The 26,792-nt window shown below is 44.0% G+C and carries 21 protein-coding genes; 9 read left to right on the forward strand and 12 right to left on the reverse strand.

Annotated features, from left to right (window positions below):
* Window positions 1-264: 264 nt before the first annotated feature.
* On the reverse strand, window positions 265-1,812 hold the full coding sequence (locus AC6R00_RS21510; RefSeq protein ID WP_500641863.1) for a DUF3360 family protein: 1,548 nt from the start codon (window positions 1,810-1,812) through the stop codon (window positions 265-267).
* 670 nt (window positions 1,813-2,482) lie between these two features.
* Here AC6R00_RS21510 and AC6R00_RS21515 point away from each other — a divergent pair.
* The 4 genes from AC6R00_RS21515 (at window position 2,483) to AC6R00_RS21530 (ending at window position 5,602) form a co-directional block, all read left to right on the forward strand.
* A complete protein-coding gene (locus AC6R00_RS21515; RefSeq protein WP_272785268.1) occupies window positions 2,483-3,253 on the forward strand; it encodes an ABC transporter ATP-binding protein in 771 nt (256 codons plus the stop codon).
* Between the two features lie 69 nt (window positions 3,254-3,322).
* The gene (locus AC6R00_RS21520) at window positions 3,323-4,093 is read left to right on the forward strand and encodes an ABC transporter substrate-binding protein (RefSeq protein WP_500641864.1); all 771 of its coding nucleotides are present in this window, start codon (window positions 3,323-3,325) and stop codon (window positions 4,091-4,093) included.
* A gap of 87 nt (window positions 4,094-4,180) precedes the next feature.
* Window positions 4,181-4,921, forward strand: a complete 741-nt coding sequence (locus tag AC6R00_RS21525; RefSeq protein ID WP_500641865.1) for an ABC transporter permease — start codon at window positions 4,181-4,183, stop codon at window positions 4,919-4,921.
* Window positions 4,922-4,924: 3 nt separating this feature from the next.
* The gene (locus AC6R00_RS21530) at window positions 4,925-5,602 is read left to right on the forward strand and encodes an ABC transporter permease (RefSeq protein WP_500641866.1); all 678 of its coding nucleotides are present in this window, start codon (window positions 4,925-4,927) and stop codon (window positions 5,600-5,602) included.
* A gap of 73 nt (window positions 5,603-5,675) precedes the next feature.
* Here AC6R00_RS21530 and AC6R00_RS21535 read toward each other — a convergent pair whose 3' ends face one another.
* Both AC6R00_RS21535 and AC6R00_RS21540 read right to left on the reverse strand, forming a co-directional pair.
* The gene (locus AC6R00_RS21535; RefSeq protein WP_500641867.1) at window positions 5,676-7,358 is read right to left on the reverse strand and encodes an aspartate:alanine antiporter; all 1,683 of its coding nucleotides are present in this window, start codon (window positions 7,356-7,358) and stop codon (window positions 5,676-5,678) included.
* 189 nt (window positions 7,359-7,547) lie between these two features.
* A complete protein-coding gene (locus tag AC6R00_RS21540) occupies window positions 7,548-7,814 on the reverse strand; it encodes a GrxA family glutaredoxin (RefSeq protein WP_004749003.1) in 267 nt (88 codons plus the stop codon).
* A gap of 267 nt (window positions 7,815-8,081) precedes the next feature.
* Between AC6R00_RS21540 and AC6R00_RS21545 the strand changes: the two genes are divergently transcribed.
* Window positions 8,082-9,332: an iron-containing alcohol dehydrogenase gene (locus tag AC6R00_RS21545; RefSeq protein ID WP_500641868.1), complete on the forward strand. Its 1,251-nt coding sequence runs from the start codon at window positions 8,082-8,084 to the stop codon at window positions 9,330-9,332.
* Window positions 9,333-9,387: 55 nt separating this feature from the next.
* Here AC6R00_RS21545 and AC6R00_RS21550 read toward each other — a convergent pair whose 3' ends face one another.
* The 5 genes from AC6R00_RS21550 to AC6R00_RS21570 form a co-directional block, all read right to left on the reverse strand.
* Window positions 9,388-10,242 carry a MurR/RpiR family transcriptional regulator gene (locus tag AC6R00_RS21550; protein WP_004749005.1) on the reverse strand — a complete coding sequence of 285 codons (855 nt, stop codon included), beginning with the start codon at window positions 10,240-10,242 and terminating at the stop codon, window positions 9,388-9,390.
* Between the two features lie 293 nt (window positions 10,243-10,535).
* Window positions 10,536-12,182, reverse strand: coding sequence for a pyridoxal-dependent aspartate 1-decarboxylase PanP (gene panP / locus AC6R00_RS21555; protein WP_500641869.1), 1,647 nt, complete (start codon window positions 12,180-12,182; stop codon window positions 10,536-10,538).
* Window positions 12,183-12,324: 142 nt separating this feature from the next.
* The gene (locus tag AC6R00_RS21560; protein WP_500641870.1) at window positions 12,325-12,837 is read right to left on the reverse strand and encodes a hypothetical protein; all 513 of its coding nucleotides are present in this window, start codon (window positions 12,835-12,837) and stop codon (window positions 12,325-12,327) included.
* A 116-nt stretch (window positions 12,838-12,953) separates the two neighbouring features.
* Window positions 12,954-13,859 carry a LysO family transporter gene (locus AC6R00_RS21565; RefSeq protein ID WP_500641871.1) on the reverse strand — a complete coding sequence of 302 codons (906 nt, stop codon included), beginning with the start codon at window positions 13,857-13,859 and terminating at the stop codon, window positions 12,954-12,956.
* 38 nt (window positions 13,860-13,897) lie between these two features.
* Window positions 13,898-14,818 carry an HDOD domain-containing protein gene (locus AC6R00_RS21570; RefSeq protein WP_500641872.1) on the reverse strand — a complete coding sequence of 307 codons (921 nt, stop codon included), beginning with the start codon at window positions 14,816-14,818 and terminating at the stop codon, window positions 13,898-13,900.
* 355 nt (window positions 14,819-15,173) lie between these two features.
* On the opposite strand from AC6R00_RS21570, the gene AC6R00_RS21575 reads away from it, so the two are divergent.
* A complete protein-coding gene (locus tag AC6R00_RS21575) occupies window positions 15,174-15,761 on the forward strand; it encodes a TfoX/Sxy family DNA transformation protein (protein ID WP_500641873.1) in 588 nt (195 codons plus the stop codon).
* A gap of 108 nt (window positions 15,762-15,869) precedes the next feature.
* Here the strand turns inward: AC6R00_RS21575 and AC6R00_RS21580 are convergent, their stop codons facing one another.
* From AC6R00_RS21580 to AC6R00_RS21590, 3 genes are all read right to left on the reverse strand, one after another.
* Window positions 15,870-16,436 (reverse strand): hypothetical protein, encoded by a 567-nt coding sequence (locus AC6R00_RS21580; protein ID WP_500641874.1) that lies wholly within the window; start codon window positions 16,434-16,436, stop codon window positions 15,870-15,872.
* 166 nt (window positions 16,437-16,602) lie between these two features.
* Window positions 16,603-17,100, reverse strand: coding sequence for a response regulator (locus tag AC6R00_RS21585; RefSeq protein WP_500641875.1), 498 nt, complete (start codon window positions 17,098-17,100; stop codon window positions 16,603-16,605).
* Window positions 17,101-19,050, reverse strand: coding sequence for an ATP-binding protein (locus tag AC6R00_RS21590; RefSeq protein WP_500641876.1), 1,950 nt, complete (start codon window positions 19,048-19,050; stop codon window positions 17,101-17,103).
* 173 nt (window positions 19,051-19,223) lie between these two features.
* Between AC6R00_RS21590 and AC6R00_RS21595 the strand changes: the two genes are divergently transcribed.
* Window positions 19,224-20,489: a DUF945 family protein gene (locus tag AC6R00_RS21595; RefSeq protein ID WP_500641877.1), complete on the forward strand. Its 1,266-nt coding sequence runs from the start codon at window positions 19,224-19,226 to the stop codon at window positions 20,487-20,489.
* Between the two features lie 122 nt (window positions 20,490-20,611).
* Window positions 20,612-21,694 carry a 3-phosphoserine/phosphohydroxythreonine transaminase gene (gene serC / locus AC6R00_RS21600; RefSeq protein WP_500641878.1) on the forward strand — a complete coding sequence of 361 codons (1,083 nt, stop codon included), beginning with the start codon at window positions 20,612-20,614 and terminating at the stop codon, window positions 21,692-21,694.
* Between the two features lie 106 nt (window positions 21,695-21,800).
* On the opposite strand, the gene AC6R00_RS21605 is transcribed toward serC, so the two are convergent.
* Window positions 21,801-24,095 carry a YgiQ family radical SAM protein gene (locus tag AC6R00_RS21605; protein ID WP_500641879.1) on the reverse strand — a complete coding sequence of 765 codons (2,295 nt, stop codon included), beginning with the start codon at window positions 24,093-24,095 and terminating at the stop codon, window positions 21,801-21,803.
* A 206-nt stretch (window positions 24,096-24,301) separates the two neighbouring features.
* Between AC6R00_RS21605 and AC6R00_RS21610 the strand changes: the two genes are divergently transcribed.
* Window positions 24,302-26,767, forward strand: coding sequence for a bifunctional diguanylate cyclase/phosphodiesterase (locus AC6R00_RS21610; RefSeq protein WP_500641880.1), 2,466 nt, complete (start codon window positions 24,302-24,304; stop codon window positions 26,765-26,767).
* The last annotated feature ends 25 nt before the right edge of the window (window positions 26,768-26,792 follow it).

Below are 26,792 nucleotides of genomic sequence, written 5' to 3' on the forward strand. Positions count from 1 at the left end.
CTCCCTTGAACGGGGCGGTACACTCTTATGAATAACAATATGTATAGTCTTTAAAATCGATCAACGAAAGGACACAAAACTATAAATATTGTCACTACTTTTTATATGGTGAACGATTAACTTGGTTTCAAGGATAAACTAAAAAAATTTTGCAAACCTTAAACTAAATCAATAAATCGTCCCTTATCCAAAGTTTTTTTTAGTATTTCTGAATTTATTAAAAAAAAGTTGAGAGCCCGAATTGGACTCTCAACTTTATGTTGATTATAGGAATGCAGGGATGCCGTATTGGCCTTCAAGCATGCCTACCGCTAGCATTGCTACTAGACAGATGACAAGTACGCCAACTGGAATCACGATTTTATCGACAAACGATAGGCGCGCTGCACGCTCTTTATCGCCAATCAGACCATTGTTATCCAGTAACATAGTCAGTGCCCAAGCAAGAACCGGGTTCACAACTGCAGAACCGAAGATACAGATACCAGCCGCTTGTGAGTCTTTTGAGTCTTTAACCATCTGCATACCAGCTTCAAGTAGAGGAAGCGATACACCAACCAGTAGAGCGACGCGCATTACTGGCGGCCATACTGCGATATCCATCGGGAAGCCAAGGATAGCGATGATCATAACCAATAGACCAAGAAGGATAGCACCCGCTGGGATAGGACGTTTCGCGATCGCTGCTGGGATCATGTATGTACCCCAAGATGACGTGATGTTACCACCACCGACTGCTGTACCGACCATTTGACGGATTGAACACATAGTCATTGTGTCATCAACGTCCATTAGTACTTTTTCAGTCTTTTTAGGGTAGTTCAGTTCTTGGAAGATACGGTGACCTAAGAAGTCTGGAGACCACATTGCTACCGCAAGAATCGCAAATGGAAGTGACGCAATAAAGTGTTCTACATTTGGCAGACCTAACATCCAACCTTCTTCAGTGCTGCCCCACCAGTAAACAGGGTTTAGGTTAGGTAGACCTGTTTCAGTTACGAATTTGATGTCAAAACCAGCGCCTAGAACTAGAGCAATCGCCAGACCGGTAAATGCACAAACAGGGATAGCCAACCAACGCTTGTTCACTTTCGCTAAGAATGCGTACAGAGCGATAGTGACCGCAAGAACGATAAGACCAACATAACCCATGCTGCCAGCAGCTACGGTGTCAGATTGTAAGCCGACTGCCCAAGACTGAATGGAGTTGATTTGGCTCATTGTGCCTGTTAAACCAAGGAATATGAGCAAGCCGCCTGCGGTGCCCTGTGAGGTTAGGTTAACTAGCTTAGAGCCACCTTTGAGGAAGCTAAGTAGTAGACCGAAAATACCGATTAAGATCGCCAATGCAAGAGGGTGGGCACCAGCGAGAGCAATGGTACCAATAAGAGGGATCATTGGGCCGTGGTTACCGGCAAGGTTTGCTTTAGGGTTAATGAAACCAGAAGCTAGAACACAGAATAGCAGCGCAGGAATTAGCATCTCTACACGAGCTACTTCAATCGCAAATTCCTTACCTAGGTTGATATGATCCCAAGCGGCAGTTAGCCCCTCAGCCCAAGACATCATTACCGCAGAGTACATTGCGATAATACCGATAGTACCTGCCAATGCTGGAACTAGGTCTTCAAGCTCGAAACGGAAGTCGCGACCAGGAAGGTTCAAACCAAAGCGACGTGGCTTCATGATTTGCAGTTCGTGGTCTAGATAGTCTGAACGGCTTTCAAACTCAGAAGCTGGGCGATGCAGCTCTTGATAGCTCTTATTTTCGATATCCGAATCAGAGTGCGGTTTATTGACTGCGTCTGACATAGATTCCTCATATTCTAAAAAGTTAATGATTCTTCAAAGAGTGACCCGATTATTATTCTGTGTCGGTCACTCCGCAAAACCCGGCGTAGCTTCCTGCCTTTGATTCCCGGCCTACCTCATGTAGCGTGCACTTGATGTGCTATAGCATAGAGGATTAAAAGACAAAAAGTACGACTATTGAGGCTTTTATCTTTGACGCGAGTTTAACGTGCTAACCCTTAAGAGTGATTGATTTAGATCACTTTATGAAAGGTTGTGAAAGAAAACTACACAACATTTGCTGGTCAGCTTGGCAAGAGCGTATCTGATTGAAATTTAGTTTCATAATGTGAGTTTTATTAGCGTATTACAAAGAGTTAAATCGCGACCAATATCAAACTTGAGATGGTTTATTGAGATAGATCTTGTTTTTATAAAATTGTTAATTAATAGATTTGGTTTATTGTTTGGTTGGAGAAGTGTTTTATGCGAATTTTGAAGCTTTTTCGACTATTGAATGCATTATTAGTCATATAAAGTGGCTAGATATTGCTGATTTGCAGGTTAATAATTTGTTGCAAGTTGGGCGGGGTAGTGCTAGTTTGTATCGCAATGTGGGTGGAACCCAGCAGTCAACCAAAAGCATTTAAACGATGCAATTGGTCATAATAAATACAGGGAGTAAAAGCGCATGAAAGATGTACCAGCGCTGGACATAAAAGAACTGCACAAAACATTTGGACAAAATGAAGTTTTAAAGGGCATCTCGTTAGAAGCTCACAAAGGGGACGTCATTTCTATTATCGGTTCATCAGGTTCCGGTAAAAGTACCTTTCTTAGATGTATAAACCTTCTAGAAACGCCAACTGAAGGTGAAATTTGGGTTAACGGTGAGTTAATTCAAATGAAAAACAATCGCCAAGGTGAGGCGGTTCCTGCCAATGAAAAGCAAGTTCAACGCATCCGTTCGCGTTTGGCTATGGTTTTCCAAGGTTTTAACCTTTGGTCGCATATGACAGTGTTAGAAAACGTTATAGAAGCACCGGTTCATGTATTGGGCGTACCAAAAGCTCAAGCGATTGAAAATGCAGAGCTGCTGCTGAAAAAGGTTGGACTTTACGAGCGTAAAGATTACTACCCAGGCCATCTTTCAGGTGGTCAGCAGCAACGTGCCGCTATTGCCCGCGCGTTAGCGGTAGACCCTGAAGTTATGCTGTTTGATGAACCAACATCAGCACTTGACCCAGAGCTAGTTGGCGAAGTGCTTGGCGTTATGCGCGACTTGGCTGAAGAAGGTCGCACCATGCTGGTGGTAACACACGAAATGGCTTTCGCTCGTGACGTATCAAACCATGTGATGTTCCTGCATCAAGGTTTAGTGGAAGAGCAGGGTGACCCAGCTAAACTATTCACTAACCCAGACTCTGAGCGTCTACAGCAGTTTATCTCATCGATTTATTAATCACCGCTTAGCGGTAAACACAACAAACAATCAAGTTAAAATAAGAATCACAATCACAGGAGTATGGAAATGAAAAAGTGGTTATTAGCAGCAACACTGGCAGCGACAGCAGTATCTGGCGTCGCACAAGCGAAAGAATGGAAAACAGTTCGCTTCGGTATTGAAGGCGCTTATCCTCCGTTTAGCTGGACAGAGGCTGACGGTTCTCTCAAAGGCTTTGATGTAGACATGGCAAATGCGCTTTGTACTGAAATGCAGGTGAAATGTAAGATTGTTGCTCAAGATTGGGATGGCATCATTCCTTCTCTACTTGCGCGTAAGTATGACGCGATTATTGCAGCGATGTCGATTACTGAAGAGCGTAAAAAGAAAATTGACTTCACTGGCAAATACGCACTTATCCCTAACAAATTTATCGCTAAGAAAGGCGCTGGTTTAGACTTTGATAACCTAGCAGGTCAAAAAATTGCGGTACAGCGCGCAACAACTCACGACAAATACCTAACAGACAACTACGGTGACAAAGTAGAAATCGTTCGCTACGGTTCTTTTGACGAAGCTTACTTAGATCTTGCTAATGGTCGCGTTGCAGCCGTTTTAGGTGATGCTTCAGCATTGGAAGAAGGCGTACTTAACAAAGCTGGTGGCGAAGCATACGAGTTTGTTGGTCCGTCACTAACCGATCCTAAGTGGTTCGGTGAAGGTTTTGGTATTGCCGTACGTAAGCAAGACAAAGACCTAACTAAGAAGCTAGACGCAGCTATCCTTTCTCTACGTGAAAAAGGTGTTTACCAAGACATCGCTGCTAAATACTTCAACTACGACGTTTACGGTCAGTAATCGTTGCTAAGCGACCGTTGGTTCTTGTTCCTAGGAGTAGTAGCCAACGGTCGAATTTTATAAAGTTTAGGGATCAGGAACTTACCTATGCTGGATCTACAAGGATATGAAGCCTCGATATTAAAAGGGGCCGTAGTGACCATCGAAGTCGCGCTATTATCGCTACTGTTAGCGATGATTTTAGGCATGCTAGGTGCATTAGCTAAAATGGCCCCATATCGCTGGGCTAGAGCAATCGCGACGCTTTATACCACAGTTATTCGTGGTATCCCCGACTTAGTCCTCATGATGTTAATTTTCTTTGGTGGACAAATTCTTCTTAACAACAGTTTGTATTCCATCAACGAAACATTGAATGAATGGTTTGCCTCAAGCGATCCTAATCATGAGTGGACCTCGTATTTACCCGATTATATTGACGTCAGCCCATTTGTAGCGGGCGTACTCACCATTGGCTTCATTTTTGGCGCATATATGGCAGAGACTTTCCGTGGTGCGATAATGGCGGTCGACAAAGGTGAGCTGGAAGCCGCAAAAGCATACGGCATGAGTTCAGTGCTAGCGTTTCGTCGAATTTTGTTACCCCAAATGATTCGTCATGCGCTGCCAGGCTTTGGTAACAACTGGCTAGTTCTTTTAAAAACAACAGCGCTTGTTTCAATTATCGGTCTTGAAGACATGGTACGTATGAGCTCGCTAGCAGCAGGCTCTACCAAGATGCCATTTACCTTCTACATGGCTGTGGCAATTATTTTCTTATTCTTTACCAGTGTATCGACAGGGTTCCTGAAAATGGTAGAGCGCAAATTCAGTATTCATGCGAGGTAAAGAATGGACTTTTCACTTATTTTAGAAAGCTTCCCGATTTATCTAGATGGCTTGTGGACGACCACGTGGTTAGTCGGATTGGCGCTTATTATTGGATTAGTTGTCGCTATCCCACTTGGTGTGGCGCGCAATAGCCACAACTATTTATTGAATGGTCCGAGCTGGGCATTTATCTACTTTTTCCGTGGTACGCCGTTGCTCGTGCAGCTGTATCTGATTTATTACGGTATGGATCAGTTCTTCCCTGTGAAGGATACCTTATGGGAAAACGCTTGGTTCTGTGCGTTAGTCGCGTTCGTACTCAACACTTCCGCTTATACCGCGGAAATTATTCGCGGTGCTATCAACGGTTTACCTAAAGGTGAAGTGGAAGCTGCAAAAGCCTATGGCATGAGTACATTTAAAACCTATCGACGCATTATTTTGCCAAGTGCATTGCGCCGTGCACTTCCAGCGTACAGTAATGAAGTTATCTTTATGCTCCACGGTAGTGCAGTGGCGGGTATCGTAACTATTGTTGATCTAACAGGCGCTGCACGCCTAGTTAACTCTCGCTACTACGCGCCATTTGAATCATTCCTCACGGCTGGTCTGTTCTACATGGCATTGACGTTCATTATTCTTGCTTGCTTTAAGTTCGCAGAAAAGCGTTTCTTAGCTTACCTCAGACCGCTGAGCTAACAGAGTTCAACATGACAAACACAGAAAAGGCTTCCAATCGGAAGCCTTTTTTATGCGTATCTGTTTTATGAGCTTAGCTAAGAATGATGAGGATAGTACCAGCTAAAGTCATCAAAATATTAGCGATGGCGTATGTACCCGCATAACCGAGAGCTGGGATGGTTGATTTAGCGTAGTCGTTAACAATATCCATGGCTGGGGCACAGGTGCGTGCACCAATGATTGCGCCAAATAGCAGTGCTCTGTTCATTTTCAGCAGGTAGGCTCCAACTAAGTATGCCACCACAACAGGCACCACACTGATCACGAACGAAAGGCCAATTACCTGCAAGCCAACTTGAGAGAGATGCTCGAACATCTTGCCACCCGCACTTAGCCCGATACCAACCATAAAGAACATTAAGCCCAGGTCTTTGACCATGTTTAGCGCCCCCTGAGGAACATAGCCGAATGTAGGGTGGTTGGCGCGTAAAAAGCCCAGCGTAATTCCAGATAGTAAAAGTCCGACTGCATTACCCAGTCCGAAGGAGACTTGACCAAACGTCATGGTAATCAAACCGAACATAATGCCGAGGATGAAGAAACTACAAAACGCCAGCAAGTCTGCCATTTGGCTATGGATCGAAATAAAACCAATTTTTTCCGCTAGACCATGGACGCGACTCTTTTCACCACTGACCTGTAGGATGTCGCCCTTAGCAAGAACAATGTCCAGATCCATTGGCATTTCGATTTGAGCGCGAACCACACGGTTCAAGAAACAGCCGTATTCAGATAGGTTAAGATCTGACAGGCGCTTCCCAGCGATAGAGTCACTCTTTACCACGATTTCTTCTTCGACAACGCGTAGGTCAAGGAGGTTACGGTCAAAGACCTCTTTACCGTTTCGAAAGCTAGGGTCAAGACGTGCGTGACTATCAGGGAAACCAACCAGTGCGATTTCGTCACCTTGCTGCAAAATCGCGTCGCCGTCAGGATGGGCAAGAATACCATTGCGTCGAATGCGCTCAATATAGCACCCTGTCTGACGGTAAATACCGAGTTCGCGTAAGTTTTTGCCATCAATCCAATCGATGAGCTCTTGGCCTACTCGGTATGCGCGAATGATAGGTAGGTAAACTTTACGTTGTCCTGAACTACCCAGTCCGCGTTCTTGTGCGATTTGCTGGGCAGAGTCTGATAGATTTTGCTTTTGCAGCTTTGGAAGAAGTTTGGCGAACATAATCATACTGATCAGGCCAATCAAATACGCCATCGCATAACCAACGGAGAGGTTTTCGATTACTTGGTTAAAGTCCATATTACGTGGCGTAGTGGCAAGCCCGGAGTTCAGTGCATCTTGCGCACCTACCAGTACGGGCGTCGAGGTTAACGCACCAGCCATCATACCGGCTGATAAACCAAAATCTAAGCCCATAAAGTGGCTGGCATAATAGGTAATACAAAGCGCGGTAGAGAGCACCACCAAGCTTAAGATGAAGTAGTGCTTACCGTCGCGGAAAAAAATACCAAAAAAGTTTGGACCAGCTTCGATACCAACGCAGTAGATAAACAGCATAAAGCCGATAGTAAGTGCTTCGGCATTAAAGCTAAAACCAAGATGACCCATCACGAGCGAGGTGATTAATACTCCGATGGAGTTACCTAACTGCAAGTTGCCAAAGCGAATTTTACCGATGCCTAAGCCGATCGCTAGTACAACGAAAATGAGAAGAATAGGGTTTTGTTCGAGCAAGTGTACGACGTCAATGTTCACGGGCAATTCTTGTGTTGGTGCCGGGGAATAGGTTAAGTGTGCGAATTGTATCTGAATATTGCAAAAAGATAAGTGAAAATTTTTATAATTTACTATTAGCTGACTTAGGCAATGCAGTGAGTAAATTTGTTTTAATTCGGACACAAAAAAGCCGCTTATTCATAAGCGGCTCTTAAAGGTTCTTGGCGATTACGCGTCAAATAGACCTAGATGTTCTTTTGCATAAGCTTCGAAATCATCACAGCCACCGATGTGGTCTTGGTCAATGAAAATCTGAGGAACAGTTTCTACAGGCTTACCTACAGTTTTCTCTAGGTCCGCTTTAGAAATTCCTTCTGCATGAATGTCTACGTAGCGGTAGTTGAAATCATCGCGTTTAGCTTTTAGTGTTTCAGCGTGCTCTTTTGCACGAACACAGTAAGGACAAGCTGGGCGACCAAAGATAACTACGAACATATTCTCTTTCTCCTGTATTTTGTTAAGTGCAACTATGCCCGAATCATTGGCGGAAATAAAGGGTGATTTGCCTCTTGTTCTGATAGGTAATTCCTATTGAACAAAAAGTATCCTTTCACGCTGTCAATAATGCTATCAGTTTGTGCTGCAAGTCGAGAAAACCCTATAAAAATAAAGGCTTTTGCCGACAAGTTGCACTATGTCATGTTTATTTCGTTTGATTCCGTGCAAGCTTAATATTCGGTTGTCACAGGGAGTGTGTTGAGTATGTTCCAGTTTATGACCTCGACTCGAATTATTTTCGGTGAAGGTGCATTACAATCCTCGTTATCCGTTATTAACCAGTATGGTTACAGTGTCCTTCTTGTTACTGGCAAAAATACCGACCGCGCTTCCCCAATCCTCCACTACATTAAACAGCAAAATATGCGCTATCAACACGTCGCGATAAGTGGCGAACCTAACATTACCATGATCGAAGAAACAGCATTGGTTGGTCGCAAGTTTAAACCTGACATGGTCATTGCTATGGGTGGAGGGAGTGTCCTAGATATGGGCAAAGCGCTGGCTGCTGTCATCCCTAATCAAGGCGATGTTTATGATTATGTTGAGGTGGTTGGGCGTAACGTACCGCTTAAGTCTAAGCCGATTCCATTTATTGCCATTCCAACCACCGCAAGTACCGGTTCTGAAGTCACGCGTAACGCCGTGCTGCGTTCGGGACAAGACCAAGTCAAAGTCAGTCTGCGTAGTCCTGATATGCTTGCCGATGTGGCGATCATTGATCCCACATTAACTTATGGAACCGATAAGTTAACATCTGGACGAGGTGCCATGGATGCGTTCACCCATTTAATGGAAGCGTATGTGTGTGGCGATCCCAACCCGTTAACCGACATGATTTGTGAAGAGGGATTACGCAGGCTCAGTCAATCGATACTGCCCGCTTGTTTACAAGATGACTATAAAGCGAGAGCAGATATCTCGTTTGCTGCCATGCTTGGTGGTATGGCCATTACGAACGCTAAACTTGGAGCTGCCCACGGGCTCGCCTCTGCTTTGGGGGGCAAGCTTGATGCGCCGCATAGTGTCATTACAGGCAGACTGGCGCCGTTTGTGATGACTGAAAACATTAAAGCTGCAAAACGGGCAGGAAGAGGGGATGTGTTGCATCGATACTCTAAGGTAGCCCAAATCTTGACGGGAAGGGTTAACGCTTGTCGTGATGATGCTATCTTGTGGGTCAATATGATGTTGGAGAAACTGGCATTGCCCAAACTTGATAGTTTCGGCATATGCACGACTTCTTTCGAAGAAGTTGCTGATGACGCGCTTAAGTCTGTCGCCATAAAAGGTAACCCACTGCCACTGACCAAAGAACGCTTAACTTATATCTTACGCCAAGTTTGTCAGTGTCAAGATAGCTGTAATTGCGGTGAAAGTCGTAAGGCAGAATCAAACGCGAGAGTGGTTTCACTGGGTGACAAGAAAGATCAGGGCAGCTTTCAAGACAGCTGATAGCGTGTTAATAAAAGTAGAAAAGCAAAAACGGAGCACTGAGTGCTCCGTTTTATTAGAATTGCGACAGCTTGTCGTAACGGGAGTCTTTTAAGACGTCTTTAACACGCTTAAGGTTCTCTCTAAATCCTGTACCACGACGCAGAGTAAAGCCTGTTGCTAGAACGTCAATAACCGTCATTTGAACGACACGGCTCGCCATAGGCATGTAAACGTCCGTATCTTCCGGTACATCAAGTGAGATAGATAACGAACTTGCTTTATCTAAAGGAGAGTCTTTAGCGGTGATCGCAATGACAGTCGCACCGTTCTCTCGAGCTAGATTAGCAATCTCTACTTGGCTTTTAGTACGACCAGTATGAGAGATTAGAACAATCACGTCATTGTCTGTACAGTTAATACAGCTCATGCGCTGCATTACGATATCTTCAAAGCAAGTAATTGGAATATTAAAGCGAATGAACTTATTTTGCGCATCTTTCGCGACAGCAGACGAAGCACCTAGACCAAAGAAAGAGATACGCTTAGCTTGTGTAAGCAAATCGACGGCACGATTAACCTGCATAGGGTCTAAGCTGTTCTTTGCCACATCCAAACACGCCATCGTTGATTCAAAAATCTTATGGGTGTAAGCATCAGGACCGTCATCTTCTTCAACGTTGCGGTTAACGTAAGGGGTACCATTAGCCAAACTTTGGGCAAGATGAAGTTTAAAGTCTGGAAAACCTTTGGTGTCCAAACGACGACAGAAGCGGTTAACAGTTGGCTCACTTACATCAGCCATTTTTGCCAGTGTAGCAATACTAGAATGGATAGCAGTTTGTGGCGATGCCATGATCACTTCAGCGACCTTACGCTCAGACTTGCTAAAATTTTCTAGGTTTTTTTGAATTTTTTCTAATGTGTTCATAGTGTTCACGAGGGTATAGAGAACAACTCACTGGATATACCCGAATATTAATGATGGGGAACAAAGCGTTACCCAAAAAGGTAAGTGCAATCCAGCGCCATGGAACCAGTATAAACCTAAGCAAAAGGTTTGCGGGAACTTTTCTACGAGGCAATTGGCTATTATATGACAAGCCTCAAACAAAATTTTGTCTAAACTACAGAAATAGCGGTTCTGCGGTTGGAAACTTCATTCTTGCGGCTCGTCTTGATAGAGAAATTACACTTTTCTAGAAATAAAATTTCAGTTTATAACTAATGAGCAAGGATACGCTCTGATAAGCTCTCAATTCTTGCCATAAGCTTAGGTGCTTGCTTAGCAATTTCTCTTTGCTCTTCCAACACGGCACTTAGAATATCGCAACCAGTCAAAGGGTTAGCCAACACAACGCGGAATACAATGGTATTCAATCGGTCCCGCTTTTCAGGGTTTAAGCGAGTACGAGAGACAAAAGATTTACCCGTTTCACGTTGACGCTTCTGAATGAACTTGGTCAGTTCGTTAAGTAACTCATTAAGTTCTTGAGTCTGCTTACCTGTCGAACGTTCGAGTGCGATCCGAATATTCTCCGGAAGGTAGCGATAGGTTAGGAGGCAAAGCTCTGGTTCGGAGACCAGTTCAAAGTCAGGTTGTTGTTCAATGTGGTTAGCAAAGAACTTAGCCTTCTCGATGCTTTGATCGATCAGCAGCTCGTAGCCAGGACGACTGATAATATGCATTGCCGCATACACCAACATTGCCATTCCTGAACGAGAGCCTTCAAGAGTATGGCTACCTAAATCTTTCGAACCTTTGCGCAGAATATATTGTGCATGATGCTCAATCGACTTCATGGCATCAGGTTGTTTGAACAACACCATACCTGCACCCATTGGAATATAGAGCTGCTTATGCGCATCGATAGTGACAGAGTCTGCAAGCTCAACACCATCGAGTAGATGTCGATAGTTATTAGACATTAGCGTCGCACCACCCCATGCCGCATCAACGTGGAAGTGGCAATCTTCCCTTTGGCAAATCTTAGCGATTTCTTTGAGTGGATCGATGCTGCCTGTTTCTGTCGTGCCCGCCACACCAATCACTGCAAATGGCTTGATGTTTTGCGCTTTGAGCTCTGTGATACGCTCTTGTAAAGATTGCGGGCAAATTCGATTGTTGCTGTCTGTTTTTACCGCTACCAAGCCTTCTTGACCAATGCCTAGCACATCTGCCGCTTTCTTAAGGGAGTAGTGGCCGCGCTCAGAAACTAATACAGCTAACCCTTCGTAGCCGTAGTGCTTCATTGCTTTGAATAAGCCTTCTTTTTCTACACCTTTGAACTCGCCTGTGGCTCTCAGTGCGTTATTTCGAGCAACCCAAAGCGCTGTGATGTTGGCGATGGTTCCGCCGGAGCAGAATGCGCCCAATGAGTGGTTAGCACTGTGCATCCATTGGTTGTAAAAGGTGTCGTTTTCGCCGTAGATTAAGCGATGCAACATACCTAATACTTGACGTTCAAGTGGCGTGAAAGCTTTTGAGGTCTCTATCTTTACCAAGTTTTGGTTGAGAGCGATCATGATTTTCGACAGCGGCATTAAGAAATAAGGCAGTGCTGAAGTCATATGACCAATAAAACTTGGCGCAGAGGTATGAACGGAATGGGAGACTAATGTATCGAGTAGATGCTGCGTATGATCTGATACGAATTCAGGTTGCTCTGGAATCGACGCATGAGAAAAGTCTTTTTCGATATCGCGTAGCGGTTTTTCTTCTGCCACGATATGTTCGCGCAAAAACTTATTTAAGTTGCGCGATAGCTTCTCTTCGATCTTAGTTAGCGTTGAGTCTGGTCCTTCTGGGACGGTGAAGATTCGGAGTAAACTCTCGAAACTCACGTCAGCCGTTTTATGTTCCGATGTCATACAGCTACATTGCTCTAATCATTTTTATTGCAGCGGGACAATCTAAACGAAAACGGGAACAAAGTCCCGTCTTAATTATCGAATCTTAGATTTTACCGGGCAGAAGTTGGTCGAAAAGTTAATGCCCCTACAAGCCTTGTGTTTACTTGCAGCTTATAGCTTCAAGGTCTTTGATTGATGCATTGTAGCGTTTTAATGCGGCATCAATCTTGGTCGGATGGCTGAGAAGGTCTGCAAATGCAGAGCGAAGCTCATAGTTTTTGTCATGCGGTTTAGCTTGACGATCACCGAAGGTTACTTTGGCTAATTGACCCAATTCGTCGCTGCGAGAGGCGAGAACCTTAATGTCTTTTTGCTCTAGTTGCAGCCAAGCTTCTACCGGCTGGTTGGTCGCAACTTTTGCTGGATCTTGCTCTAGATAGTAGTGAACTGCTGCACGATTAAGTTCGAAATGATTTTTACGACCCTCTAGGAACCACTTGCTTACTTCTTTTAGCTCTGGGTATTGCTCCGAAGTTAGCGTTGATAAATCTTCGTACCAGTGTAGAGAGGCATCAATGTAAGCGTCGTATTTTTTTGATAGGCAAGCATTGTCAGCAGCGGCCGCAAAGGTTGAGGTTGCAGCTAGCAGCATTGCAACGATAGTGCGTTTCATAGTGATTCCTTTTAAAGCTAATTCTTATAGTTTCTAATTATCTAATTTAGCGTTCGCTAAATTTGTTGGGCTTGTAAGCGCATAATATAGAGCTTTTGAATGACAATTCCTGCGATCTAGCCTGCAAGAGAGACAAAGAACAACATTAAAACAGGAACGAGCAAGCTCAATATGAAACCGCTAACAATGGCTATAGGGACACAACGGACCCCGCCTGTGGTTTGAATGACAGGTAGGGTAAAGTCCATCGCAGTCGCGCCAGCATAACCGATAGAAGTACATGGCTTAGTACGGATAAAGAGAGGGATAAGCACCAATGCAACCAACTCTCTCAGTAACTCGATCATAAAAGAGGCACCGCCATAAACAGGGCCGAAAGCATCACCCATCAAGATGCCTGCTAATGAATACCAACCAAAGCCAGAAGCCATTGCCAAGCCACGATACACGTCGATATCTAAAATAAGGGCAGAGACAATGCCACCAAGTAGTGAACTAGCGATGATCACAATAGAAATGACCATTCCATGTTTGTTAAGTAGGATTTGACGCAGTGTGAGACCACTGTTGCGTAGCTGGATGCCAATAAAAAACAGTAGTAGGAACAAAATCCACTCGCTGGCAGTATCTACCCAGCTGAGATCAAAGGGCACCAACAATCCAACAATCAGACCACCTCCGACGACTAGGATCAGCTTTGCCGACTCCATTGCCATTTCAGATAATGGCAATTTGGTATTGCTGGCATCGGTTTTTATCGGTAGCCATTTATCTATGAAAGGGAGCACGGCAAGGTTGGCAAGACTCAAGCAAACAAAGAAGACAGCCGTTGTCTTGAGGATCAATTGCAGATTCTGACCCAGATTATCAAGTGCGGCTAAGCTCAAACCCATCAAGGCTAAAATCACATAGATTAGGTTTGATGTGGTTGAGTTTATGGTGTTGAGTAGAGCTTTTTTAGATATAGAAATAAAATACCCCACGACAAGTGGGGCAAAGATAAATAACATCCCTGAAAACATGGTACTTCCTGTCTAGGGTCTGAAGTTCCTATTTGAATTTACAGACCACTCGCGCTTATAAGTTCATCTATCTGTGCATTGAACTCAATATCACTTAAATTACTGAGTTTGTACAGTATATCTGCGCCTGTAATGTCAAATTCTACCGTATGTTCAGTGATCTGTTCATCTTGGCGTCGGAACATTAGGATGTGATTCGCGATGCGTGCTACGTCAAGATAACTTACTGACACATCTATATTGTCAATAACCTGATTGCAGGCTACTGCAAGGAAGTCGTTGTCAAACCCCCAACTTTCTAGCACAAGCTTGCTTGCGTTCGAGCACTGACGCTCAAAAATTTGGAAGGCAATTTCTTCGTTGAGATAGTTACCCTGTTCCAAATAGTTGTGGTACTCATTCACAATACAGAACAGACCGATATCGGCTAGCAGGCCTGTCAGGAGTGCTTTATCGGTTTCCAGGTGATTGTAACTTGGCGAGCCCGATTCTTTAAAGCCTCGTACTACCAACACCATAGTGGCAGCTAGCTCGCGAGAATTCATTGCACTTTGAACCAGTACTTGATTACAGGATTGGCTCAGATTAACGGAATGCTTTAGTTGCTCTATTGCTTGGGCGGTGACAATGTCTCTTACCCTTAGAATGCCGAGTCGAGACACCGCGGTGACGAGATCGGTACAAGTGATATTGCGACGATTAAAAATGACGGAGTTTGCTACGCGAATGACGATGGCCGCAAGACCAGGATCTTCAAGCAAACTGTCTGCTACGTCAGAAACCGTTGTTGTGTCTTGGGTACAAAGCTGTTGAATCTTTAGTACTACGTCAGAAATCGGAGGGAGTGAGATAGTACGTGACTTGATTGAGTGTTCAATCAAAGTTGAAAACTCAGATTCAATACCTTTGAGTAAAAGCTCGCCGTTTTCAGGCAGCCAATAGAAAGATAAGTGGTTCATATACACTATAAGGTTATGCTACTCCTGACAGTGTAACGTCTTACACCATATATTAGCAAACAATTGATATTAGTTATTGATAATTCGCGCAGCATTTTATCTCGTTATTTTAGATAGTTTGCAATTTAGTTAATATATTAACTTGTGATAATCTTCACGATATGAGACCGATTGAATGTCATTGGTGTGACAAATGCACAGACTTATTTTGTTTCGTTAACTATCATTCTTAGTACTTGTTATCAATCGAGCTAAAAAATTACTAATAACATAGTTTGGTTGAGTTTTATTTTTTTCGCTTATTACTGCTGCTATCTGGTGATCATAACTAATCGGGGTATTTGATTAAGGATCAATGGATATGACAGAGCAACAATTTATTCAATACGTACAAAAGTTTGGCGACTTTCAAAAGCGATCCATGTTTGGTGGTACTGGGTTGTTTAGAGACGAAGCGATGTTCGCGCTACTGAGTGCAGACAAAATATTCATCAGAGGTGGAGAGGCATTAGATGAAACGCTTAACCAGCTAGGTTGTGAGAAATACCGTCATGTTAAAAAACAAACTACGGCGACGGTAAATTATTACGATATAACCCAGCTTTTTTCGAGCCAACATCAGCGACTGAGTGAGTTAGTAGAACAATCAATAAATTTTTCCGTATCACAACGTCAGTTTAAGCGCTCATCGGCGAATAGACGACTGCGTGATCTACCTAATATGCAGCTGACCTTAGAGCGTATGGTAAAAAAGGCAGGGGTAGAGGATGTGGATACCTTTTTAGAACTCGGTGCGCCTGCAGTATTTTCGAGAGTGAAGCAGGCTTATGGCAGCGATGTCGATGTAAAACTGCTGTGGAAGTTTGCTGGTGCAATTGAAGGTATTCACTGGAAGCTTATTCAAGAGCCGCGTAAACGCCAACTATTGGCGAGTTGCCACTAAATCTCTAATCGCTTCTGAGTTAAAATAAGAGGCGAACTGCTCAAATGCAAAAGGATTTGCAATAAAAAACCGAGGTACTCACCTCGGTTTTTTCGATCTTGGACTCGATTAGAATTTAAATCGAGTTGTGAACATCAGTTGGTCACCGTAGAAGTCGTTAATACGAGCTTCAGCACCAAGAGAGAATAGCTCAGTTGAGTGGAAACGCGCGTAGGCGGAGCCAGCCCATTCTTTCTTGTTGTCGATAGAAATGTAGCTACCTTTACCACCAACTTCTAACTGAGGACCAAGCCATTGACGAACGCCAAGGTTTAGCTCCATTCCCGTTTCTGTACCTCGGTCTAAGCCGAAACGGCTTTCGTTACCCGTATCAACCAGACGTACAAGCATCTCACCGGTGAAATCTGCCCAGTTGTTGATTGGCGCATGGAAGCCAAAGCCGGCTGCTGCGTCGTAATCGCCTTCGAATTCAGAATCGACGCGACCGAGAACATGTGCGTTAGGGTGGATAGACTTACTCATCGCGGCACCAAAGGTGACAGGGCTAGCACCGATTCGAGCTTCTACGTAGTCATAGTTAAAGTTACTCATTACCGCCGGGCTATTCGGATCAGTTTGAGCAAATGTTTGACCAGATGCTAGCACTAGGGCTGCAGCTAAGATTGTTTTACGCATATGGACGATAAACCTATATCTTGTTAATTTCCTTGGTCTTAAGCGACATTAGCGCCATGACGTTAGTTACGACATGATAATGCATCATAGCAATAGTCACTATAAAAATGTCATTGTTTTGTCGTTAATTATTGATTTAAGCAATTCATATGCCAAATGTGGTTAATTACTCGCCGTAATAGAGTCGATTTTTCGCCATGGCTTCAAATACTCGTTCTGTTTCTAATGCAGATGCCCAAGGCATTAAGTCCGGCTCATGTTGTATCATGTAAGTGGTGAGTTGGTTTTTTAACACTTGGCGCAGTTCATCACCTTGCCAAGGTTTTGCGATATAGAAATCGAGACTTGAATGATTAACTGCTTCCACAGTGTCTTCCAGCCCTGCTTGCCCAGTAAGAAGTAGTTTTCTCGTTGGCTTTGTTGACTCATCTTGATTCAGTTCAATCAGAAATTGGATGCCGGTTTGTTCAGGCATAATGTGATCACAGAGAATCAGCGCCAACTTTACGTCTTCCTGCTGAGATTCAGCAATCAGTTCTTTCGCTTCTTGAACGGACTCTGCGGCTTCAACAATGAAGTGCTCTTCAAAACAATCAAGATCTTGCATTACGCTGTCTAACACTTCTCGCTCATCATCGACACATAAAATAAGGTATTTGTTCATTTAGAGCTCCTTGACGATTGGTGGTACTTGGCGAAAGGGCAGCCAAACTGACATCTTAGTAAATTGATCAACCACAGAGTCAACCTCAATCTGCCCTCCATGTTGGTGGACAATTTGTTGACACACTGACAGGCCAATTCCCAAACCAAAGTTGCCTTCTTTCTTGGTGGTAAAATTAAGGGTAAACATTTGTTGTTGCGTCGCAGGTGAAATACCGCAACCATTATCCGTAAAAGACACCACAACCCAATCAGTTCCACAGCGTGATAGCTTTTGGGTTTGTATCTTTAGCTTCCCTTTGTCAGGAAAAGCATCGATAGCATTGGAAATGAGATTGGTCCAAACTTGTTGCAAAGCGATAGGTTGGCACTGTATTTGGGGGATGTCTTGATAGAGGCGCTCAACCGCATGAAACTTCAGACGGTTTTCAAAAATGACTAGCGTATCTTCTATGCCTTCATGAATATCGACTAGGTGAAGCTTCTCGTCATCGGGGCGAGAATAACCTTTAAGGCTCTTAACCATATCGGCGATGCGCCCGGCGCAGACGTTGATTGACCGCAGTGTGGCGCCTGCCAAATAATAATCCTCTAAGCGTTCAAGTGATTGCAGGGCTTGCACTGGTTGACTTATTGCAAGTTCTATCCATTTTATGTCTGTTTCGAGCCCTAGTTTGACCAGCTTCTTGGCCACTCTACGGTCTTGTATCTGTTCGTCCAAGTTTTTAGTGAGTTCGCGTTCTTTAGCGGTAGAGCGAGGCCTCTGGTTGAGGCCTTCCTTGAGAACTGATATGCCTTCTAAACCCACTTCTTGTATTGATCGATCATCAACTAGATGTTGGATTTTATTGGTGAGCGTTTCTGTACCTCTTAGGATGGCAGCAATCGGATTATTGAGCTCATGTGCTACCCCCGCAACGAGTTGACCGAGCATCGCCATTTTCTCTCGTTCTATCAGTTGTTGATGAGCGGATTCGAGTGATTCAAGCGTTTTCTGTAGCTCTAGCTTAGTGTTGATACTGCGTTGGAGACGTCGGTTAAAATGTCTCAGCAATAAGTTAGTGAACAGAGGGAGTAGTGTCATATTGGAGTGCATGACTTTAGAGAAGACTTCTCTATCTAGCTTTATTACCTCAGTTTGTGAAAGCGTTACCGCAGTAGAAAAAGAAGGTTCACCTGTCACAAACGACATCCCGCCAACAATATTACCTTGAGTATGCCTCACCACCTCGCGTTGCATGCCTACATCGTCTTTTTTATAAAGCGCCACTTCTCCCTTTGTTATAAACCAAAGAAATTGGTTTTCTTCGCCTTCGATGGTAAGCAAATGGTCAGGAGAGTAGGTACGACAAGCCTGGGTCTCATCTTCTTGTGCAAAAAAATCGAGTAGTGCAGTAGTCACTTTTTCTGCAAGCTCCTGATCAGACAGGCTGTGATGATCAGAAATAAATCCTTCACGATAGCTTCGCATCTTTTGTTCAATATGAGCTCGAAGTAAACGGTGTTGGTCGAGTACTTGGCTATAGGAAAGTAAGTTCTCTTTATCATTTTCGAGGATAAAAGTCGTGAGCTCTTTTTGCGCCGTTTTATGCACTAAATTATCTTGCAAGGGCTTGGTTAGACAGTGATCTAAACGGCCTTCGTTCACCGCGGACAAAATAGCTTGAATGTCTTGGCCGCAACTTATCAGAACTTTTCTGGCACTTTGGGTATGGGTATTTCTGTCGAGTTGAACCAGAAAATCCGCACCATTGAAGTTTTCATGATGACTGGCAATGACTAAAGCAACAGTCTGCTTTTGTTCAAAGCAATACTCTAGCGCGGCGTGCGCATCTTCGATGCTATCTGCCGTATGTAGGTCGAATTTGGGTGAAAGCGGGCTTAGCTCTCGCCTAAGCTGTTCTACGCTTATTGGGTTGTTATCTAAACAGATTACAGAGAATGGATTCACGACTAGGCTACAATTTAAACATCAACACTTTCTACTCTACCAAGGAAGGTACAAAAGTATTGGGAGCTAAGTATGAGATTTAGGTTTGATTTACATAGAAAGCCAATACTCTGATTTAACTCAATGTTTTTTGGTGTAGACTTAATGAAATCACAATATAAGACATTATTACCATGGATTTAAAAAAAATTGGCGCCATAGGTGGTGCTATTTCGCTTGCGTTATGTTGGCCATTAGCTGTTGGACAGATAGGACAAACCGTAATTCAAGATGGTGTTGCTCATCTATCCAATGATTCTCTGCAAGCGGAGATTGTTGAATATGACCGTGGATACCTATCCTCAACGGTCAAAACTCGCTACACGATAGTGGATCCTGTATTGGCAGAGCAGCTTGCGATTGATGGCTTACCGTCAGAAGTGATTGTGAGTAGTAACGTTACTCATGGCTTGTTTAGCCTGTCTGCTGAATCCATGATGGAAAACGTGCCTGACTTACCTCTAACACTCAATACCGTGACTCAGTTAAACGGTAATACAGATTACGTGCTTAGCCTTGCTAATTGGAATCAAGTCACTGAAGGGCCAGAAGGTGCAATTGTGTCTATTACCCCTTCTACTTTGCAAGGGCACGTTAGCGTACTGGGTGATGTTACCTATGACCTCGATATTCCGTCGGTGGAAATTGATTTTAATTCTGGTGAGAAAATGCTGTTGTCTGGCCTCACTGGGCAAGGTCAAGGCAAGAAGATGAACAGCTTCTGGATTGGCGAACAAACATTAAATCTGGCTGAAGCTTCAGTCCTGAATGTTGACCAATCACCTCTGTTTTCTTTAAGTGACAGTAAATATACCTTCTTGAGTTCATTTGACGAGATGGCAAAGACAGTAAGTAGCCAGCATATTGTCGATATGAATAAGCTGGTTATGGAAGATGGTAACGTAGACAGTGTTTCTATCGATCTCTCTTTCGGCGGTTTAGACAGTGTTGCTTTTGAACATTTGGTGAATCTTTACCAGAATAATCCGATGCCAACCGACGCCGACATTGAAGAAGCGATACCTTATGTAGAAAGTCTATTTTCTAAAGGTTTCTACTTTGCTATGAATAAAATGGCGGTGAAACTAGGGGAAGAGAGTGAGTTTGAATCCAAGTGGAAGATTACTGTCCCGCAAGGCACCGACAATGTTACTCAGAATCCTGCGATGATTTTGCCAGCGTTAACAGGTGACCTAGATACTTTCTTCTCTAGTGGACTTGTGACTCAGTACCCGTTTATCAAGCAGGGGGTTGATGAAGCGATGGCTATGGAACTGGTTCAGGAAACGGATAAAGGGTATCAGATTCAAGCTGAGCTAAAAGAAGGAAATTTGGTGTTTGGTAATGGCCAGCAGATCCCTCTAATGGCGCTACTTTTACCAGCGCTAATGCAACCCTAAGTGTTAAATTTACTTACTTAACGCGAAAAGAGGTCTTAAGACCTCTTTTCTTGCTTTTTATCCTCAATAAAACATGCTATTAATCGACTAATCTCTTAAAAGCATGCGCAAGGAAAGACTAGATGAGCAAGGTTTATAACTTTAGCGCAGGTCCAGCGGGCCTACCTAAAGCAGTGATGGAAAAAGCACAACAAGAATTCGTCGAATGGAATGGCTTAGGCACTTCCGTAATGGAAATTAGCCATCGAAGTAAAGAATTCATTAAAGTTGCTGAAGAAGCAGAGCAAGATCTCCGTGACCTTCTTAATATCCCAGACAACTACAAAGTGTTGTTCTGCCAAGGCGGAGCGCGTGCTCAGTTTGCCGCAGTGCCACTGAACCTATTGGGCTCATCAAAAAAAGCGACCTACATAGACGCGGGCTATTGGGCAGAAAGTGCGGTTAAAGAAGCAAGTAAGTACTGTGAAGTCGACGCGTTCGTTGCCAAAACAGAGCGTGATGGCAAAACGGCAGTTTTACCTGCAAGTGAATGGGACATCGCTTCAGATGCGGCTTATGTTCATTTCTGTCCTAATGAAACCATCGATGGTATTGAAATTAGCGAACTTCCTCAAACAGACAAACCGATTGTCGCTGATATGTCTTCAAACATTTTGTCGCGTGAAATTGACGTGTCTAAGTATGGCGTCATTTATGCGGGTGCGCAGAAAAACATCGGTCCAGCAGGGCTTTGTATTGCTATTGTTCGTGATGATTTACTTGAGCTCGCAAGTGAACTGGTTCCTAGCTTTATCAACTACAAAGTTTTGGCAGAGAAGGACTCCATGTTTAATACGCCACCAACCTTTGCTTGGTACCTCTCTGGCCTTGTCTTTAAGTGGCTGAAAGAGCAGGGCGGTGTTGCTGAAATGGAGAAGATCAATAAAGAGAAAGCATCGCTACTCTACAACCAGATTGATGGCTCAGACTTCTACATCAACAATGTGCACGAAGCAAACCGTTCACGAATGAATGTGCCGTTTCAGCTAGCAAAACCTGAACTGGATGGATTGTTCTTGGAACAGGCAGAGCAGCGCGGACTAGTGGCTCTAAAAGGGCACCGCGCAGTAGGCGGTATGCGTGCTTCAATCTACAACGCAGTACCACTTGAAGGGGTACAAGCCTTGGTTAAGTTTATGCAAGAGTTCGAAGCTCAAAACGCTTAATTGCCAATTCTTTCGTCAAAGGCTCAACGGGATAAGTTGGGCCTTTTTTATTAGTAAGAAAAAATCGCAGCTGATTAGCTGCGATTTTGTCCATAGTTTCTATAGGTTAACGGCGCTTAGGCTTACGTGCTGCTGGTGGCTTGCCTGAACCATTGCCTGTGGGCTTGCCGCTACGACTATTGGTCGGTTTGCCGTTGGGTTTTCCACCACGAGACGCTTGTCCGCCGTTGTTCCCTTTGGCGTTGCCATTTTTGCCTTTACCTTTGTTATCGCCATGCATTTTTTCAAAACCAGGTTGGCTCTTAGTATGCTTAGTGGCAAAACGTTGTGAGCCATGACGACCAGACTTGCGGCGTTGAGCGGGTGTTTTTGCCTCTACATCTTCAGCAGGGACTAAGCAGCTTGTCTTATCACCAATAAGGTGCTTTTTACCCATGTTTATTAGCGCTTCACGAATTAGCGGCCAGTTAGCAGGATCATGGTAACGCAGCAATGCTTTATGAAGTCTTCGCTGACGCTCACCTTTAGCCACAGGTACCTCTTCGCGCTTCTTGTATTTCACACGTTTGAGAGGGTTAGTCTCTGAGTAATACATAGAGGTCGCATTACACATAGGTGATGGGTAGAAGTTCTGTACTTGGTCACACTCGAAGTTATTTTTCTTCAGCCATAGGGCCAAGTTCAGCATGTCTTCATCTTCAGTACCCGGGTGAGCAGAGATGAAGTAAGGAATCAAGTACTGCTTTTTACCCGCTTCGGCACTGTACTTCTCAAACATCTCTTTGAAGCGATCATAGGTGCCCATGCCCGGTTTCATCATCAGATCCAGTGGGCCTTTTTCAGTGTGCTCTGGAGCAATCTTCAAGTAGCCGCCAACGTGGTGAGTCACCAACTCTTTGACGTACTCTGGAGATTCAATCGCTAAATCGTATCGTACACCCGAAGCAATCATAACTTTCTTGATACCGTCAACTTTACGCGCTTCTCGATACAGATCGATGGTGTGCTTGTGGTCGGTATTGAGTTTGTTACAGATACCTGGGAAGACACATGATGGGCGTCGACAGTTTGCTTCTGCTTTAGGATCGCTACAGCCAAGACGATACATGTTGGCCGTTGGGCCGCCAAGGTCAGAAATAGTGCCGGTAAAGCCAGGGACCTTGTCGCGTATCTCTTCAAGCTCAGTCAGAATCGACTCTTTAGAGCGGTTCTGAATGATGCGACCTTCGTGTTCAGTGATCGAACAGAATGAACAACCACCAAAACAGCCACGCATGATGTTAACCGAGGTTTTAATCATATCGTAAGCAGGGATCTTCGCCTTTCCATACATAGGGTGAGGCACACGCGCATAGGGCAAACCAAAGACGTAATCCATCTCTTCAGTCGACAATGGGATTGGAGCTTGGTTGACCCAGAGTTCGCGATCTCCGTGACGTTGAATAAGTGCACGTCCAGAGTATGGGTTGGTCTCTAGGTGCATGATTCGACTCGCGTGCGCGTAAAGGATACGGTCGTTGTTTAGCTTTTCAAACGGTGGAATCCGTACCGCGGTTGTTGCTGCATCATGGCGTGACGGGCGAATAGTAATAGGTTTCGCTTCAGTCTCTTCGGCTTTGGCTTTCGTGTCACACTGCTCTTCAACTGCGTAAGGGTTTGGTGGAACAAATGCTTCTTTGCGTGGTTTCTCGATGCGAGAAGAATCAATCACATTGTAGCCTTCTGGAGCCGCTGCGAGATTGACCGCTGTACCACGTATATTAGTTAGGGTGGAAATATCTTCGCCATCCGCTAAGCGATGGGCAACTTCAACAAGCGCTCGCTCTGCGTTACCGAACAGTAGGATATCGGCTTTTGCATCGAATAGAACAGAGCGACGCACTTTATCTGACCAGTAATCATAATGAGCAAGGCGACGCAGGCTCGCTTCAATACCGCCCAATACAATAGGGATGCCTTTATAGGCTTCGCGACAACGCTGCGAATAAACTAAAGTCGCACGGTCTGGTCGTTTGCCCCCTTCATTATTCGGTGTGTAAGCATCATCGTGACGCAATTTTCTATCCGCAGTGTAGCGGTTGATCATTGAGTCCATGTTGCCTGCAGTAATACCGAAGAACAAATTTGGTTTACCGAGTGCGGTAAAAGCGTCTTTGTTGTTCCATTCTGGTTGAGAAATGATGCCAACACGAAACCCTTGTGCTTCGAGCAAGCGGCCAATAATCGCCATACCAAAGCTTGGGTGATCAACATAAGCGTCACCCGTTACAATAATAATGTCACAGCTATCCCATCCTAAAGCATCCATTTCTTTACGATTTGTCGGGAGAAATGGCGCAGTGCCATAGCATTCTGCCCAGTATTTTTTATGCTCATGAATAGGAGTGATATTGCTGTACATATTTTGTTCTCTGTTCCAGGGAGCGCGAATTATAGCGACTTGGACGATGACTATCTACCTCAATATGATTCTGGTTATTTCGACAAAATTTGCCTTAATCAGTGATAGGAAGGATACGTGGTACTAAAGTGTTAAATGAGTAACGATCATATGCCGCTCAATGACCTATAATATGCATATTATTGTTATGGCGTTGGTTGGTTATCATGACAACAGTATTAGAAGAAAGGCTCGATGAGAGGCGGGTCGAAGGGCGCAAACCTAAATACTCGGTTTATGATTGGTATTTAAATCTTAAAACTCATGTATTTGAATGCGATGACGAAGCAAAATGTTTATTGGTAGGAGAGCCATCAAGCTCTCTGACAGCAAAAGCGTTGTTTGACTTGTTGCCAAAATCGCAAAGAAAGGTCGTTAAAAATGCTTTTCAAGCTGCGTTGGACTCAGGGGAGCGAACGTACACCCATTGCTGTTTGCTAAACTCAGTCAGCTTATTTGTCTATGTCGAAATAGTGATTGAGCGCGTTAGTGCGTTTGAGCTAAAAGGTACAATCTCTCCTTGCTTGAACATTGCTTCGCGCCATGAAGCCGCAGAAGTATTCTATTCTGTGTTTGAAAATCCTCACCACGGAATCATAGTGACGGACTCGGAGACACGAATATTAGCTTGCAATCATCATTTTGAAAATTTAACAGGTTATCTTAGAAACGAAATCGTAGGTTTAAAAACTCAGTTATTTAACGCGGGTAAGCACAGCAAAGCTTATTACCAACAGCTATGGAAACTAATAGAGTTAAATGGCTATTGGAATGGAACGATATTGTCGCGAAGAGCCAATGGGACGGTATTTCCTCAAGATTTGACCATCCACAGAGTTAGGCCAGGTAATGGCGAAACTTACTTTGTAGGCTTTTCTTCCGATTTATCCAGCCAACTGGATAGAATCGAAGACATAGAGTCGGGTGGAATTGACCTACTTACGCAACTGCCAAGCAAGGAAACATTTCTAGAACAGACGGCTGACGTGTGCCGTCAGTTGGAAAAAGGTCAGGGGGTAGTCGTTTTAGCGATACAAGCTGCTTTCTCACAAGATTTGAGTCAAGAGGTTAAGCGTCAGTTTGCAGCATACTTGAAAGATAATACCAAGGTGCTGTGTACCGGTTATATTGGCCATGACTGTTTCGTCGTCGCTCTATCCTATAGTTACCAGCAACCGACTCAAGTCGTGTCCGCTATTGGTCGTTCAATCAAAAAGCTCTTCCACAGCTTCAAACATGCACCGGCTTCAGTTGCCGCAGCGCTAAAAGAGGGGGCCTCTGGGGTATCGGTGTTTGATGTCGATGCTGCTAATCCCAACCAGCTTGTATCGCATGCGTATCAGGCTGTTCTCGAACTTCATTCTGGTCAAACGCGTCGCATCAACTTCTATGACCGTCATATTCACAATCAAATTGAAAGGAAAAAATCACTGGAAGAGTTCGTGTTGCGAACTTTGGAGAATAAGGAAATTGAAGTCTATTTTCAGCCGATTGTCGATATCAACCAAAACAGAATTGATAAATTTGAAGCACTTTGTCGTTTTCCAAATGCTGAAGAGTATACAGCGACAACACAGGAGTTGATCGGTGTTGTAGAGGATTTAGATAAAGTGGTTCAGCTCGATGATATCGTTATGTCTATCGCCATTGAACAGCTGCCAGAGTTGCGAAGGCTTTTCGGATCACAGGTAAAACTATCGCTCAATCGTTCCCTAAAAACATCAAATGAAATGAATCAAATCTTGGAACGAACTGCGATGTTGCTTGATATCGCCAAGGTTAATCCGGAGGCAATCACGCTTGAGTTTACAGAAAGTGCTTACTTTGAGAGCACTAATAAAAACAAGCAAATAGTCTCTGTTTTGAGAGATGCAGGTGTCGCAATAGCTGTAGATGATTTCGGTACAGGTAGCGCGTCTTTTCGTTATCTAAAAGAGTGTTATTTTGACATTCTAAAAATAGATCGCGACTTTATCCGCAATATTACTTTTCAGTCTCGCCAGTATCATATAGTCCAATCTGTTATTCAGTTGGCAAAAAGATTAGAGCTTAAAGTGGTTGCGGAAGGGGTGGAGACTGAAGAAGAGCTCAAGATCCTAAGCAATTTAGGTGTAGATTACATTCAAGGCTATTACTTTTCTAAACCTTTGCCCATATCAGAGCTGCAACAAGTGACAAACTACTGTCAGCTTTCACTAGGTGAAACCGAAGTCAAAGCCGATTCTCTAATTCACCTTGTCGAGCATAGCCATCACGTTGATGCAGGTGAGCCTCTATCTTTGGTCTATCAGTACTTCGCGGATGGATTCAACGACTATTTACCTGTGGTAGAAGATAAGGTGTGTGTTGGCTATATAGATAGAGCCAATATGAATCTTCACTTAACGCCTAACATGGGTACAGATCATGAATCCAACAAAGAGAACGCCTATTGGCATAAGCCCGCAAACAGGCTGATGTTACCGGTCAAAACCAAGGTCGCTTGGGAAACCTCACAATCTGAAATCCCTTGCTTAGTGGCAAAAACAACGCCATTCCCTTGGGTATTAGTTGATGAACAGGGATTATTTAAAGGCATTGTGAGCTCGAAAACTGTACTAGAGCATTTGGTTAATAATAATTCTGTCACTTAGGGGATCTTGTTCTAACTTTAATACT

The organism is Vibrio sp. R10-SF1-ISO8, assembly GCF_059833805.1.